General features: G+C 46.8%; 17 protein-coding genes. 11 read left to right on the forward strand and 6 right to left on the reverse strand.

What is annotated here, in order from left to right:
• Positions 1-10: 10 nt before the first annotated feature.
• The 4 genes from fdh3B to ICN25_RS07245 are packed head-to-tail and all read left to right on the forward strand — an operon-like array spanning position 11 to position 2,304.
• Positions 11-670 (forward strand): formate dehydrogenase FDH3 subunit beta, encoded by a 660-nt coding sequence (gene fdh3B / locus ICN25_RS07230; protein ID WP_216180711.1) that lies wholly within the window; start codon positions 11-13, stop codon positions 668-670.
• Positions 667-903, forward strand: coding sequence for a hypothetical protein (locus ICN25_RS07235; RefSeq protein WP_215333438.1), 237 nt, complete (start codon positions 667-669; stop codon positions 901-903). The genes fdh3B and ICN25_RS07235 overlap by 4 nt, the downstream gene beginning before the upstream one ends.
• A 47-nt stretch (positions 904-950) precedes the next feature.
• Positions 951-2,006 (forward strand): formate dehydrogenase subunit gamma, encoded by a 1,056-nt coding sequence (locus ICN25_RS07240; RefSeq protein WP_216180714.1) that lies wholly within the window; start codon positions 951-953, stop codon positions 2,004-2,006.
• Positions 2,007-2,016: 10 nt separating this feature from the next.
• Entirely contained in the window at positions 2,017-2,304 is a 288-nt protein-coding gene (locus ICN25_RS07245; protein WP_216180717.1) for a hypothetical protein, read from the forward strand.
• On the opposite strand, the gene ICN25_RS07250 is transcribed toward ICN25_RS07245, so the two are convergent.
• Positions 2,305-3,015 (reverse strand): ABC transporter ATP-binding protein, encoded by a 711-nt coding sequence (locus ICN25_RS07250; protein ID WP_216180720.1) that lies wholly within the window; start codon positions 3,013-3,015, stop codon positions 2,305-2,307. It abuts the gene before it with no gap.
• Positions 3,008-3,703 carry an ABC transporter permease gene (locus ICN25_RS07255; protein WP_216180723.1) on the reverse strand — a complete coding sequence of 232 codons (696 nt, stop codon included), beginning with the start codon at positions 3,701-3,703 and terminating at the stop codon, positions 3,008-3,010. Before ICN25_RS07255 ends, ICN25_RS07250 begins: the two co-directional genes overlap by 8 nt.
• 65 nt (positions 3,704-3,768) lie before the next feature.
• On the opposite strand from ICN25_RS07255, the gene ICN25_RS07260 reads away from it, so the two are divergent.
• The 3 genes from ICN25_RS07260 to cls are packed head-to-tail and all read left to right on the forward strand — an operon-like array spanning position 3,769 to position 6,193.
• A complete protein-coding gene (locus ICN25_RS07260) occupies positions 3,769-3,969 on the forward strand; it encodes a hypothetical protein (protein WP_215333433.1) in 201 nt (66 codons plus the stop codon).
• Positions 3,969-4,721: an endonuclease/exonuclease/phosphatase family protein gene (locus ICN25_RS07265; RefSeq protein ID WP_216180726.1), complete on the forward strand. Its 753-nt coding sequence runs from the start codon at positions 3,969-3,971 to the stop codon at positions 4,719-4,721. The genes ICN25_RS07260 and ICN25_RS07265 overlap by 1 nt, the downstream gene beginning before the upstream one ends.
• Positions 4,718-6,193, forward strand: a complete 1,476-nt coding sequence (gene cls / locus ICN25_RS07270; RefSeq protein ID WP_216180729.1) for a cardiolipin synthase — start codon at positions 4,718-4,720, stop codon at positions 6,191-6,193. The genes ICN25_RS07265 and cls overlap by 4 nt, the downstream gene beginning before the upstream one ends.
• Here cls and ICN25_RS07275 read toward each other — a convergent pair.
• On the reverse strand, positions 6,190-7,374 hold the full coding sequence (locus ICN25_RS07275) for a CaiB/BaiF CoA-transferase family protein (protein WP_216180732.1): 1,185 nt from the start codon (positions 7,372-7,374) through the stop codon (positions 6,190-6,192). The genes cls and ICN25_RS07275 overlap by 4 nt on opposite strands.
• 42 nt (positions 7,375-7,416) lie before the next feature.
• Positions 7,417-8,586: an acyl-CoA dehydrogenase family protein gene (locus ICN25_RS07280; RefSeq protein WP_216180735.1), complete on the reverse strand. Its 1,170-nt coding sequence runs from the start codon at positions 8,584-8,586 to the stop codon at positions 7,417-7,419.
• A gap of 196 nt (positions 8,587-8,782) precedes the next feature.
• Between ICN25_RS07280 and ICN25_RS07285 the strand changes: the two genes are divergently transcribed.
• The 3 genes from ICN25_RS07285 to ICN25_RS07295 all read left to right on the forward strand — a co-directional run bounded on the left by ICN25_RS07285 (position 8,783) and on the right by ICN25_RS07295 (position 10,781).
• Positions 8,783-9,277: a YqaA family protein gene (locus ICN25_RS07285; RefSeq protein WP_255536720.1), complete on the forward strand. Its 495-nt coding sequence runs from the start codon at positions 8,783-8,785 to the stop codon at positions 9,275-9,277.
• 52 nt (positions 9,278-9,329) lie between these two features.
• Positions 9,330-10,106 (forward strand): 3-hydroxybutyrate dehydrogenase, encoded by a 777-nt coding sequence (locus tag ICN25_RS07290; protein WP_216180740.1) that lies wholly within the window; start codon positions 9,330-9,332, stop codon positions 10,104-10,106.
• An 81-nt stretch (positions 10,107-10,187) separates the two neighbouring features.
• A complete protein-coding gene (locus tag ICN25_RS07295) occupies positions 10,188-10,781 on the forward strand; it encodes a urate hydroxylase PuuD (RefSeq protein WP_216180743.1) in 594 nt (197 codons plus the stop codon).
• A 98-nt stretch (positions 10,782-10,879) separates the two neighbouring features.
• On the opposite strand, the gene ICN25_RS07300 is transcribed toward ICN25_RS07295, so the two are convergent.
• Positions 10,880-12,049 carry an NAD(P)/FAD-dependent oxidoreductase gene (locus ICN25_RS07300; protein WP_216180758.1) on the reverse strand — a complete coding sequence of 390 codons (1,170 nt, stop codon included), beginning with the start codon at positions 12,047-12,049 and terminating at the stop codon, positions 10,880-10,882.
• 71 nt (positions 12,050-12,120) lie between these two features.
• Positions 12,121-12,288: a rubredoxin gene (locus tag ICN25_RS07305; protein WP_216180761.1), complete on the reverse strand. Its 168-nt coding sequence runs from the start codon at positions 12,286-12,288 to the stop codon at positions 12,121-12,123.
• A 168-nt stretch (positions 12,289-12,456) separates the two neighbouring features.
• Between ICN25_RS07305 and ICN25_RS07310 the strand changes: the two genes are divergently transcribed.
• Positions 12,457-13,404, forward strand: coding sequence for a hydrogen peroxide-inducible genes activator (locus tag ICN25_RS07310; protein ID WP_216180765.1), 948 nt, complete (start codon positions 12,457-12,459; stop codon positions 13,402-13,404).
• Positions 13,405-13,475 lie beyond the last annotated feature (71 nt).

A 13,475-nucleotide genomic window follows, 5' to 3' on the forward strand; every position in this document is an offset into this window, starting at 1 on the left:
GGAGAACATCATGGCAAGAATGAAATTTATTTGTGATACAGAACGATGCATTGAGTGCAACGGCTGTGTCACAGCTTGTAAAAACGATAACGAAGTACCTTGGGGTATTACTCGTCGCCGCGTTGTAACGGTGAATGACGGCGTAATTGGCCAAGAGAAATCTGTATCAGTTGCTTGTATGCACTGCTCAGATGCGCCTTGTATGGCTGTCTGTCCAGTGGATTGCTTCTACCGTACCGATGAAGGTGTCGTATTGCATGACAAAGACATCTGTATCGGTTGTGGTTACTGCTCTTTTGCCTGCCCATTTGGCGCTCCTCAGTTCCTGAGCAAGGGTGCTTTTGGTTCCCGCAGCAAGATGGACAAGTGCACATTCTGTAGTGGTGGTCCAGAAGCAAACGGTAGCGTTGCTGAGTTTGAGAAGTATGGCCGTAACCGCTTGGCTGAAGGTAAGTTGCCTTTATGTGCTGAGATGTGTTCAACCAAGGCATTGATTGGTGGCGATGACGAAGTGATTTCTTCTATTTACGCCAAACGGGTGTCAATACGCGAAGCAAATGGTCGATATCCAAGTAACGATATCTTTGGTTGGTCTACTGCTTACGGTCCATCAGGATCTCCTGCACCTAAACCAACGCCTGCTGACAAAATTCCAGGAGCAAAGTCATGAAATTGAATTTCAAAACTCTCGGTTTATGTTTAGCGGCTGGTGCTTTCTTGGTTGCCTGCTCAGAGCCTCCTGAAATTGCAGCGAAAGCTGCAAAGCGTCCTGACGTAGCCCCTTACATGGGTGCTGATAATGGATTTATGACAAAGGGCTGGACTCCGGGTGATCAAGCTAGTTGGACGGAGGCGATTAACAAGCGCAATCAGAAGCAATCTGAGTATTCACGCGCTAAGTGATCAGTTAAACAACAATAAATAAAACGAAAACGTTTAAGGATATTTGTATGAATCGATCATTTTCAAGTGTTAGTCGCTCATGGGTGCTGGCCCTGGGTGTATCACTAAGTTTATTGAGTGGTGTGAGCTTGGCTGAACGCGCGCCAATGCAACCATTACCAAGCCCAAGCGGCATTGATATTCCAAAGAATCTCAATGCGATTCCTAATGGAACTCAAGCTCAATCACAGCCAGCAAATACAGCTCCAAAAGAGGGTGCTATCTGGGATACAGCCAACAGCGATCCTTACAACTACGTCAGCATTCCTGATAAAGAGGCGAGTGTATTGATTCAGCGCTCTGGTCAGCAATGGCGCTTGATTCGTAATGGTGTGATTACTGTGTATGGCGGCTGGTTGCTTGCACTTGCATTCTTCGGTGTGATTGCAATGTATATGGTTAAAGGCCCAATCAAGTTGCATGAGCCTTTATCTGGCACAAAGATTAAACGTTTTAATGGCTTTGATCGTCTCACTCACTGGACTATGGCATTTAGCTTTATTGCTCTTGCATTTACTGGCCTTCTGATTTTGTACGGCAAGTTCTTCGCAATGCCATTGATGGGTGGTGCTGCTTACGGCTCATTCTTGATGCTTTGCAAAAACATCCATAATTTCACTGGTCCATTGTTTACATTAAGCATTGTCATTTTCTTCTTCCTCTTTGTTCGTAAGAACATTTTTGGAGAAGGCGATATGGCTTGGTTGATGTCATTCGGTGGAATCTTCTCTGGTAAGCATGTGCCAGCTGGCTTCTTTAACTTTGGTGAGAAGTTTTGGTTCTGGTTTGGCATGGTATTCCTAGGCTTGATTATTTCTGCCTCAGGATTTGTGCTCGACATGATCGTTCCATTCATGGACATCCAGTACTTGCGCGGCACTATGCAGTTGGCCAACATCATTCATAGCTCTGCTGCTATCTTGATGACAGCAATGGCGATGGGTCACATCTACATCGGTACAGTTGGTATGCAGGGTTCAATCGACGGCATGAAGACTGGCTACGTTGATGCAACTTGGGCTAAAGAACACCATGAAATTTGGTACAACAAGATTAATAAATAAGGACAAAGCCATGAAAAAAATCATCGCTTTCACACTCTGTTCATTTGCAACTGCGGCTGCATTTGCCGCCTTGCCACCTTTAACGCCTGAAGCTCAAGAGGCTGCAACCTTGGCTAAAGCAAAGGCTGCATATGGAGACAGGGTTGGGGCATTCAAGTTATGCCAGGCGCAAAATCGAGTGGCTGACCAATTTAGAGTGCCTGGCACTCCAGCTCCAGCAGCTTGTGTAGCTCCGCCACCATTCGTGGCACCAGTGGCAGCAGCTGCAGCTCCTGCGCCAGTACCAGCAGCAAAGTAATTAGTCTGAAAGTAACTCTTGATGTAAGTAGCGCTTAGCTGCTTGAGTCTGAGGATCAGCAAAGAAAGGGCCTACGGGTCCTTTTTCTTTTATCTGGCCCTGATCAATGAAGATGATGTATTCCGCTAGCCTTTGCACTTGCGCAAGCTGATGGGATGTGAAGATCACATCTGAGCCTTGAAGCTTGAATTGACGAATAATTTCTTCAACTTGCTCGGTCGTATTGGGATCGAGATTGGCCGTAGGTTCATCCAGCAAAACTAAATTCGGCTTTTGCAAAATGGCTCTCCCTAGACAAAGCTTTTGTCTTTCACCTGCTGAGAGTTTGTGGGCAGGACTGTTGGCAAGATGGCTTAAGCCAATCTGCTCAATGACTTCATCAATTTGGACTGAACCAATAGAAGAATCTGAGTCCTTCACCATGGCAAGGTTGGTTCTTGCTGAGGCTTTGATCATTGGCGTGTGGTGGAGAACTAGGGCAGAGCGGATGCCTACAGTTGAATAAGTTACCGTTCCTAAATCTGGCTTAATTAAGCCATCCAGTAACTTCAGCAGTGTTGTCTTTCCAGCACCATTAGGGCCAATGCAGGCGCAAATTCGATCTGCCGGAATGACTGCATGAGGAATATCTAAGATGATCCGACCATCACTTTTGACAATGACGCCTTTGAGCTCAATGAACTGCTGAAATTGTTCCAAACTATTAACCATAGCGACGCTCTGCAATTTGGCGAACTACAAATGTAAATAGGTTTGCTAGCAATACAATCCCGAGCAAAATAATGCCCAAAGCTAGGGCGAGGGGCAGATCCCCTTTACTGGTTTCAAGGGCAATTGCTGTGGTCATGGTGCGGGTAGAGCGGTCAATATTGCCGCCCACGATCATGACTGCGCCCACCTCGGATATTGCTCTGGCCAATCCCGCTAGGACGGCAATCGTCAGGGAGAAGCGGCAGTCCCAAATTAGCCATTTCAGGGCAGAAAGTCTGGGAAGTCGGAGTGCTCTAAACGAATCCCGATGAATTCTCCAGGAATCCTCGAGGATTTGGCGGCTTAGGGCTGCAATTAAGGGTGTTGTCAGCAGTGTTTGGGCTAGGATCATGCCCTTGGGTGTAAAAAGCCAACCCCACACTCCTAATGGCCCTGTTCGGGAGAGTAAAAGGTAGACCACGACGCCAACGATGACTGTAGGTACGCCCATAAGGGTATTTAAGCTGACGGTTATTGACTGTTTGCCCTTAAATTCTTCAGTAGCTAGTAGGGCACCAATCGGCAGGCCAAGCAAGGTGCCAAGTAGCAGGGCGCTCAAGCTCACCTGAAGTGAGACCAGTACGATGCCAACCACTCCGGCATCTAAATGCACAAGCAGTCCGAGGGCATCCTGAAAGGTCGTAAACATGGGTTCGATTCTAGCAAGGCGGTGGCAAAATGGCATAAATGCAAACAATTTCCCTTTTTTAACTCATGGCTGAAGTCATTTGCCTCTGTAATGAGGTCCTCGATGTCGATCTTCGTGAATATCTCGACGAGCATCCGATCGACTCCATTGATGAGTTGCGTGAGCAGGCCTCGATTTGCAATAAGTGCATGCAATGCCAGGATTTAGTTGAAGGTGAAATCTATTTGGCGCGTGTAAGACGACAACGCGCTGCAGGGCAGTTTTAATGAGCCAAGTCCATTTAGGTCGCTTTAGCGTCATGACGATGAATGTGCATAAGGGCTTATCTCCATTGCACAGAAAATCTACCATCTACGAGCTGCGTCAAAAAATGCGTAGCCACCACCCTGATTTACTTTTCTTGCAAGAGCTTCAACAAGAGCATCGGGGTCGAATCAGGCGATTTGGTCAATGGCCCTTGATGGAGTTAACCCATTTTTTGTCTGAAGATTTTTGGCATGATTGGCACTACGGTAAAAATGTCGAGTATCCCGATGGCCATCATGGCAACGCCATTCTTTCTAAGAGACCATTGCACAAGGGTGAAAACTACGATATTTCTGCTTATCGATTTGAGCGGCGTGGCTTACTTCACAGCATTACTCAATTAGAAGGTGTGCCAACACCCATCCATTGTTTTTGTGTGCACCTGGCTTTATTTGAGAGAGGGCGGGAGCGTCAATTGGATGAGATCATTCGTTACATTGATACTCTTGCAGGTGGCGGCCCAACCATTGTGGCGGGCGACTTTAATGATTGGCGCAATCGCGTGAGCGCGCCAATGCAAGCGGCCGGCTTTAATGAAGTATTTGAGGTTCTTACCGGCTCTCCTGCAAAAACCTTTCCCAGCGTGAAGCCAATGCTTCCGATGGATCGGATTTATGTGCGAGGTCTAAAAATCCATTCTGCAAAAGTCTTGTATGAATGGCTTAAATTGTCTGATCACCTAGGTATTACGGCGGAACTGGAAATCGAATGAGCTTTTTAAATTATTTACTGGGAACTATCTTTGGCTTCTCATTAATCTGGGTTCCAATTCTGCACATCGCTATTGTGATTCTATTTGGATTCCGATTAATCTCGGTAAGACGGCCAGTTGCTGTTGTCCTCGCATGGTTTCTGATTGTGGTTCTCGTTCCATTAATTGGAATTGGTTTGTATATTTTGATTGGTGAGCGTCCTGTGGGGCGTAAGCTGACCCGAAAAATTATTCGCATGGATAAGGAATATGCAGCTATCACTGAAAGTATGCGTCAGCGCTATCAGGCTGATAAGCAGTTACTGCCAATTGAGGGTAGAGCGCTAAGTCTATTGGCGGAATCGAATAATGGCTCACCGGTAATTGCTGGCAATAAGATTGAATTGTTTACGAGTTCTCTTAAGATCTTGCAGCTATTTATTGATGAGATTAATCAAGCTAAAACAACGCTGCATTTGGAATTCTATATATGGGCTCTCGGTGGTGATGCCGATCGTGTTGGTGAGGCCTTAATTGCAGCCGCTAAGCGTGGCGTAGCTTGTAAAGTGTTATTGGATTCTTTAGGTAGTAAGGATTGGTTCAAATCAACTTGGCCTAAGCGTTTCAGGGACGCTGGCATTGAAGTGACTGAGGCCTTGCCAATTCAAATTGGCCGCTTCCAATTTCGCCGTGCCGATCTTCGACTGCATCGAAAAATATTTGTGATTGATAACGCCATCGTTTGGACTGGCAGTATGAACATGGTCGATCCACGCAGCTTTAAGCAAGACTCGGGTGTGGGTGAATGGGTTGATGCCATGGTCAGAATTGAAGGGCCGGTGGCATCCCAGTTTGAGCTGACCTTTTCATTTGACTGGAGCGTGGACAATCCGAAGATTACGCACTTCAATGATGTGGCGCCAGCCGCAAATCCGACAGAAGGTCGGGCGCTAGCTCAAGAGTTTTCATCGGGTCCGGTATATCGCGACGATATCTTGTATCAGGTACTGCTATCCGCCATCATGGATGCACGTAAGGAACTGACGATTACTACGCCTTACTTTGGTCCGGATGATGGTTTGATTCAGGCATTGATGGCAGCAGCGGGTCGGGGCGTCAATGTAACGCTCATTGTTCCAAAATTAAATGACTCCACATTGGTCGCTTGGAGTAGCCGCAGCTTCTATTCCGATCTCATGAATGCTGGTGTCAACATCGCTGAATTTCATGGTGGCCTATTGCATACGAAGAGCTTATTAATAGATAAGCGTGTAGCGATATTCGGTTCGGTTAATTTTGATCAACGCAGCTTGCGCCTCAATTTTGAAATTAGCTTGATCGTATACAACGATGAGTTTTGCGCCAAACTTGAAACTTTGATTGACTCCTACCTGGCTCAATCAGATATGGTGAACCCAGTAAGTTGGGCTAAGCGACCACGGTGGCGTGTCTTGCTAGAGAACGCAGCGCACTTAGCTTCACCCTTACTTTAAATTGCTCCTTGCGCGCGCATAGCCTCAATCTCGCTCGCCGTCATACCAAGTTCACCTAGGATTGCATTGGTGTGCTGACCTACAGATGGGATTTCATCCATACGGTAGTCGAAGCTGCTGTTGCTTCCTGGGGGCAGCATAGCCGGAATAGAGCCTACAGGCGAACCAACTTGCACCCAACGATCTCGCGCTTTGAGTTGTTCGTGATTCCATAAGCCCTGCATATCATTGAGACGAGCATTAGCAATTTGGGCTTCATCTAATTTTGCAATAACTTGTTCGGTTGTCAGTTTGCTAAAACAGGCATCAATGATTGAGAGCAATTCATCTCGCTTTTCATTGCGCTTGAAGTTTTTATCAAAACGTTCATCTTTGGCAAGCGCCTGATTCCCGAGCACTACCTCGCAGAATAAAACCCATTCACGATCGTTTTGGAGGCCCAACATGACGGTACCGCCATCACTCGCCTTAAACGGTCCATAGGGGTAGATCGTGGCATGAGATGCGCCATTACGAGGGGGAGGGGCGGCACCTTCATAGGCATAGTAGAGTGGGTAACTCATCCATTCCCCGAGTGATTCAAGCATGGACACATCAATCGTAGACCCCTTGCCAGTCTTACCTCTTTGCAATAGGGCTGCCAGCACATTGGTATAGGCATACATGCCTGCAGCAATATCGGCAATGGAGTTTCCTGCTTTGCTGGGAGTTTCTGGGGTACCTGTAACAGATAAGAATCCGGCTTCACTTTGAATCAGTAAGTCGTACGCTTTCTTATCGCGATAAGGCCCATTATTTCCATAGCCTGAGATGTCGCACAAAATCAAACCTGGATTGTCCTTCTGCAGAATTTCTGCGGTGAGTCCCATGCGTGCAGCTGCACCAGGCGCCAAGTTTTGCACTAGCACGTCAGCTGTTTTTAGTAGTGTCTTGAGTGCTGTTAGTGCAGATTCTTGTTTGAGATCTAAGGTTAAACTTTCCTTGGAGCGATTTACCCAAGTGAAGTGCGATGACATGCCATTAACACGCTCATCATAAGCACGAGCAAAGTCGCCAGCGCCAGGCCGCTCGACCTTAATGACCCTTGCTCCTAAATCTGCTAATTGGCGCGTACAAAAAGGAGCGGCAATGGCATGCTCCAGAGAAACCACGGTGATGCCATCTAAAGGGCGAATGCTCATGTAATTACTTACCCAACTGAATAAATGAAAAGGCCTAAAGAATTAGAAAGAGCGGGGGAGTCCCAGGACATGCTCGGCTACATAGGAATAAATTAAGTTAGTTGAAATTGGTGCCACTTGGTAGAGGCGGGTTTCTCGGAACTTACGTTCAACATCGTATTCATTAGCGAAACCAAAGCCACCATGGGTTTGCAGGCATACGTTAGCAGCCTCCCATGATGCTTTTGCTGCTAGGTACTTGGCCATATTAGATTCAGCGCCACAAGCTAGCTTGGCATCAAAAAGCTCGCAGGCTTTAAAGCGCATCAGGTTAGCCGCCTCTGTTTCGATATAAGAATCCGCAATCGGAAACTGAATGCCTTGGTTCTTCCCAATGGGTCGATCAAATACCACGCGCTCATTTGCATAGCGACGTGCTTTGTCTACAAACCAGTAAGCATCACCAATACATTCAGCAGCGATCAGCGTGCGCTCAGCATTGAGTCCATCAAGAATGTATTTAAATCCTTGACCTTCTTCGCCGATCAAATTCTCGGCAGGAATTTCTAGGTTGTCAAAGAAGACTTCGTTGGTTTCATGATTCACCATATTGGCAATCGGCTGGATCGCCATACCTTTGCCAATCGCTTCTTTAAGGTCAACGATAAAGATCGACATGCCCTCTGATTTTTTCTTCACTTCAGCCAGGGGAGTGGTGCGCGCCAGTAGAATCATTAAATCAGAATGCTGAATACGGGAGATCCAAACCTTCTGACCATTCACGACATACTTGTCACCCTTTTTGACGGCAGTAGTTTTGAGCTTGGTGGTATCTGTGCCAGTAGTGGGCTCAGTAACTGCCATTGTCTGGAGGCGTAATTCACCGGTAGCGATTTTGGGGAGATAGAGCTTCTTTTGGGCATCAGAGCCATGGCGCAATAAGGTGCCCATGTTGTACATCTGGCCGTGACAAGAGCCTGCATTACCGCCCGAGAAATTAATCTCTTCCATGATGACCGAGGCTTCAGCAAGGCCTAGACCAGAGCCACCGAATTCTTCTGGGATTAAGGCTGCCAACCAACCTGCCTGTGCCATTGCATCAACAAAGGCTTCTGGGTAGGCTCTTTCATGATCCACCTTTTGCCAATAAGCGGAGTCAAAACTGCCGCAAAGATCGCGCAAGGCTTCACGCATATCTTGGTATTGGTCTGGCTTGGGGATGGGGTGATTCATTTGGCGGTCTATCAATAAAAGAGGTTAAGGAATATGCGAATCCCTACAGTTTAAGCAAGAATCTAAAAGTGTGGGCAACTCAAAAAGGACCTCAGCTTCGCCTATATGGCTGATCTCAATGCCTATTGGGGCATACTTGAGGAATGGTCTCATCCTTACTTTCTATCCCGCTTGGAGTCTTTGCTTAATGGAGCAAATGCTGAGTCAGTTTTTTGACTTCTTTGGGATGCCATCGGTTGGTTTGCCGGCAGTATTTATTAGCGCCTTTATTTCTGCAACCTTGCTGCCTGTGGGATCTGAGCCCATACTTTTTGGGTATGTTTCAGTGAACCCCCATTTATATTGGGTTGCTATAGGCGTGGCTACGATAGGCAACACATTGGGGGGTATGTTTGACTGGTGGCTTGGGCTACTTAGTCGTAATAGCTTTGAGTCACTAAAAGGGCCTTCCAATGGCAGAATGCAGCGCTGGTTGGAAGAGCGGGGGCCGAAGATGCTGGTTTTGTCGTGGCTGCCTGGCTTCGGTGACCCCCTTTGCTTGGCTGCGGGGTGGCTCAGACTGCCTTGGCTGCCTTGCCTCATCTATATGTTTATTGGTAAGTTGCTCCGCTATTTGACGCTGACTTGGCTGCTAACCCTAGTGCCCACGAGCGCTTGGCATCAATTGGGGCACTGGCTCCATCTAATCTAAATTCTTCCGTTGTATCCTATATTTTTCTTGTAAATATCCCGAGAGGACAATCATGTCTCATTTAAAAGGTAAAACAGCTCTAGTCACTGGCTCAACTAGCGGTATTGGTTTAGCAATGGCGATTGGATTGGCAAAGCAGGGCGTCAATATTATGGTGAATGGCTTTGGTGAAAAAGATGCCGCTATTGCTGCTATCAAAGCTTGTGGTGTTGAGGTTGATTATCACGGTGCCGACATGAGCAAGCCTGCTGAGATTGAGGATTTGATTCAGCAAACTGAAAAGCGTTTTGGTTCACTCGATATATTAGTGAACAACGCAGGCATTCAGTACACGGCTAACGTTGAAGACTTTCCGACTGATAAGTGGGAATCGATCATTGCGATTAACTTAAGTTCAGCTTTCTATACATCTCACCATGCTTTGCCTGGAATGAAGAAGCGTAATTGGGGTCGCATTATTAATATTGCCTCGGTTCATGGTTTAGTTGGCTCCGTCCAAAAATCTGCTTATGTAGCCGCTAAGCATGGCATCGTTGGCTTAACTAAAGTGACTGCACTCGAGAATGCTAAAACCGGAATCACCTGCAATGCAATTTGTCCAGGCTGGGTCCTTACCCCTCTGGTTCAAAAGCAAGTAGATGCACGTGCAGAGCGCGATGGAATTTCTAACGAAGAGGCCAAAAAAGCCCTGGTTTCAGAGAAGCAGCCTTCAGGTGAATTCGTGGCCCCAGAGCAATTAGCCGCACTGGCTGTTTTCCTTTGCGGCCCTGATGCCTCTGAAGTGCGCGGAGTAGCCTGGAACATGGATGGCGGCTGGACGGCCCAGTAAAACGGCAATAGCCAACCTTCAAACAAAAACAGCAGAATCGTTTATAGTTACAGCGAATTCTTATATTTAGGAGATACCTTTATGTCATCCATTTTGACCTCATTAGGGCGCACAGTTTTAGCTGGTTTTGTGCTCCTCGTTTTAATTGTTTTGGCTTTAGGTGCAAACCTCAGCTCTATTGAATTGCCATTCTTGTTCCGCTGGATTCACGTGATGGTTGGCGTGATGTGGATTGGTTTGCTTTGGTACTTCAATTTTGTGCAGATTCCTTCTATGCCAAAAATCCCAGATGAGCAAAAGCCTGCTATTGGAAAAGTAATTGCTCCAACAGCATTGTTTTGGTTCCGCTGGGCTGCCTTATTTACCGTTGTTAGCGGTTTAATCTTGGCTGTATTGAATGGTTATGCTCATCAAGCGTTTACCTTGCAAGCTCCATTCCGCGCTATTGGTTTAGGTATGTGGATTGCTTTGGTAATGGCCTTCAACGTTTGGTTCATTATTTGGCCAAATCAAAAACGTGCCTTAGGTATCGTTGCTGTTGAGCCGGACGTTAAAGCAAAGTCAGCACGTGTTGCGATGTTGACTTCACGCTTCAACACAATGCTTTCTGTACCAATGTTGTTTTTGATGGTTGCTCAATCACACAACTCAACTTGGTTTGTTATCGTTTCATAAACAGACTGCTGTAGATCATGAAAAAGGCCCGCAGATGCGGGCCTTTTCTTATTCCTAAATCCGTTTGTGATTAGGAGGGTAGTCGCAAAGACTTGCCTCTATTGCAGTATTGGCGGCAGTTCTTTTGTAAGGGCACCACGTTGGGCTGTCGCAGATCCTAGTAAAGCAAAGCCAAGCAATTTCCCATCGCTTGATTCAAAGCGGGCTTCAAGGCCACCTTCCACTGGAATAATCTTCCAATCACCAACCGCACCCTTTGCTGGTGGTGAAACAATGGTTGGTAGTGAAGGTGTCTTCACCATCACTGGCATAGCAGGGTAGGTGAGAGCTGCTGGCTGTCCAAGCAGGCTTGGTGCCAAAGCCCGTGCCGCCTGCATGATAGGCATGACATAAGGTAGGACTAAGCCATCTACTTCAGCGCAGTCACCGATAGCAAATATATTCTTAGCGCTAGTTTCTAGTTGGCGATTAACAGTAATGCCTGTGCCTGTTGCAATTCCCGCAGCCTTAGCTAAATCGAGTCGAGGCTTCAAACCAACGGCCGATAGAAATACATCGCTAGTAATGACTGATCCGTTGGCGAGAGTGATTGATAGGGAGTCAGCATTGCGATCAAGCGATTGCACGGTAGTTCCAAAGTGCCAACGCACTCCCGCATCGCTCAGTTTTTCTTGCAGAGCTTGGGCTGCGGCCTCGGGAAGAAGTCGACCCAAAGCCTGTGGCGCCAGATCAATCACATCAACTTCGTAAGAGCCCAAAACTAAATCATTTGCAAACTCACAGCCTATGAGGCCAGCCCCAAGAATGGCAATACGTTTTTTGCCTTCAATCGTTTTACGAAATTGAGCATATTCCTCTAGATCGTTAACAGTAATGACTTCATTAGCTGCATCACCCTGTAAGGGTAGGCGAATTTGATCTGCGCCTAAGCCCAGCACTAGCTTCCCGTAAGGAATGTTTCCTTTGGAAGTGGTAATTGTCTGTGCGGCAGTATCAATTGCTGTGACATCAGCATCACTCACGATCGTAATTTCTAGTTGGGCTGCCATTCCTTCGGCATTTGTAGAAACTAATTGATCTGCAGACTTATTGCTGGCGAGTGCAGTAGAGAGCATAGGCTTTGAATAGAAATAACCTGGCTCCCGAGTCACTAAAGTCACGGGGATAGTTTTATCTAGCTTGCGAAGCTCGCGAATAACGGTAAAGCCGGCTAAGCCACTGCCGATAATGACAATGCCTGATTGAGTTAAATCGTTCTGATGATCCAAGGCGGAGTTTCCTATTGATATGCTGTATTACGTTTATGGATGTACTTCAAAGCATTAATGCTTTGAGTGAATTACGATGTCTGAACCATTTCAAAATCAGACTTAGCTACGCCGCAGTCAGGGCACTCCCAATCATCTGGAATGTCAGCCCACGCGGTGCCAGGGGGAATACCTTCTTCAGGCAAACCTTTTGCTTCGTCATAGTTGAAGCCACACACGATACATTGCCAAGTTTTCATAGGGATTCCTTGCTAAAAGAGATTACGAGCAGTTTAAATTTAATTTCGATTTCCGTTGTAAGTCAGGGTCAAACTGTATTTGGATGAAGTCGCTAATTAATGATTTATATGGTGAATAGGAATGATATTATTTATCTAATAAATTGATTATAGGGATATCTGCAAATCATGGTTGCTCTACCTTCATTACGTCAGCTTCGCTACTTTGTAGCAATTGCTCAAGAGCTTAATTTCACCCGGGCTGCAGAAGTCTGCTTCGTGGGCCAATCGACTTTGAGTGCGGGCTTAAAAGAGCTTGAGGACGGCTTAGGGATCCGCTTGGTGGAGAGGGACCGTCAAAATGTGGCAATTACCCCCATTGGTCTCGAGATTCTGGAGAGGGCGAAGACGATCCTAGCCTCATCCCAAGATTTAGTGGAATACGCAGATGCTGCAGGTAAGCCTATGGCTGGGACTATTCGCCTTGGTGTGATCCCAACCATTGCACCATTCTTGCTTCCAAATGTGATGCCAGATATTCGGACCCGTTTTCCGAGCCTGAAGATTGCATTGCGCGAGGACCTGACAGCTAATCTCTTAACTAGATTGGCGGAGCATCAATTGGATTTCATTCTGATTGCTTTGCCATATGAGACCTCGGGTTTATTGGTTAAAGAATTATTTGATGACGAGTTTTGGTTGGTTGCCAGGGAAGATGACCCAGCCCTCAAAGGTAAGGAGATTCATCTACCAGCAAAAATGGCAGAGAGGCTGCTGCTTTTAGAAGAAGGGCATTGTTTGCGCGAACACACCTTGCAAGCTTGCAAGCGCTCAGATATTCGCAATGCAGATGGCATGGAAGCCACCAGCTTGCTAACGCTGCTACAGATGGTCGACTCCGGAATGGGAATTGCATTGCTGCCAGAGATGGCGGTGAGAGGTGGTTTATTAAACGGCACAAGCTTAGAAGCTCGCCCATTGGCGCCGCCCGCGCCTAAGCGAGTGATTGCCTTGGTAGCCCGCTCATCCACAGCTCATGTAGCTGAGTTCCAGGCGTTTTCTGATTGTATTCAGGAGAGGTTCAAGAAGGGCGCCAAGAGTAGTCGTGGTGCGGTCAAAGGCTTACGCAAGGATTAGGCTGTACTCAGCAAGAATGCACCATTCTTGCTACAGTCCATGATCGAATCATTTATCAGTAAAAAAGAAAG

Origin of the sequence: Polynucleobacter sp. 80A-SIGWE (assembly GCF_018882295.1) — a bacterium.
Taxonomy (GTDB): Bacteria; Pseudomonadota; Gammaproteobacteria; order Burkholderiales; family Burkholderiaceae; genus Polynucleobacter.

Coding starts and splice junctions, on each gene's coding strand:
- fdh3B (WP_216180711.1), top strand. CDS start 11: ATGGCAAGAATGAAATTTATTTGTGATACAGAACGATGCATTGAGTGC.
- ICN25_RS07235 (WP_215333438.1), top strand. CDS start 667: ATGAAATTGAATTTCAAAACTCTCGGTTTATGTTTAGCGGCTGGTGCT.
- ICN25_RS07240 (WP_216180714.1), top strand. CDS start 951: ATGAATCGATCATTTTCAAGTGTTAGTCGCTCATGGGTGCTGGCCCTG.
- ICN25_RS07245 (WP_216180717.1), top strand. CDS start 2,017: ATGAAAAAAATCATCGCTTTCACACTCTGTTCATTTGCAACTGCGGCT.
- ICN25_RS07250 (WP_216180720.1), bottom strand. CDS start 3,015: ATGGTTAATAGTTTGGAACAATTTCAGCAGTTCATTGAGCTCAAAGGC.
- ICN25_RS07255 (WP_216180723.1), bottom strand. CDS start 3,703: ATGTTTACGACCTTTCAGGATGCCCTCGGACTGCTTGTGCATTTAGAT.
- ICN25_RS07260 (WP_215333433.1), top strand. CDS start 3,769: ATGGCTGAAGTCATTTGCCTCTGTAATGAGGTCCTCGATGTCGATCTT.
- ICN25_RS07265 (WP_216180726.1), top strand. CDS start 3,969: ATGAGCCAAGTCCATTTAGGTCGCTTTAGCGTCATGACGATGAATGTG.
- cls (WP_216180729.1), top strand. CDS start 4,718: ATGAGCTTTTTAAATTATTTACTGGGAACTATCTTTGGCTTCTCATTA.
- ICN25_RS07275 (WP_216180732.1), bottom strand. CDS start 7,374: ATGAGCATTCGCCCTTTAGATGGCATCACCGTGGTTTCTCTGGAGCAT.
- ICN25_RS07280 (WP_216180735.1), bottom strand. CDS start 8,586: ATGAATCACCCCATCCCCAAGCCAGACCAATACCAAGATATGCGTGAA.
- ICN25_RS07285 (WP_255536720.1), top strand. CDS start 8,783: ATGCTGAGTCAGTTTTTTGACTTCTTTGGGATGCCATCGGTTGGTTTG.
- ICN25_RS07290 (WP_216180740.1), top strand. CDS start 9,330: ATGTCTCATTTAAAAGGTAAAACAGCTCTAGTCACTGGCTCAACTAGC.
- ICN25_RS07295 (WP_216180743.1), top strand. CDS start 10,188: ATGTCATCCATTTTGACCTCATTAGGGCGCACAGTTTTAGCTGGTTTT.
- ICN25_RS07305 (WP_216180761.1), bottom strand. CDS start 12,288: ATGAAAACTTGGCAATGTATCGTGTGTGGCTTCAACTATGACGAAGCA.
- ICN25_RS07310 (WP_216180765.1), top strand. CDS start 12,457: ATGGTTGCTCTACCTTCATTACGTCAGCTTCGCTACTTTGTAGCAATT.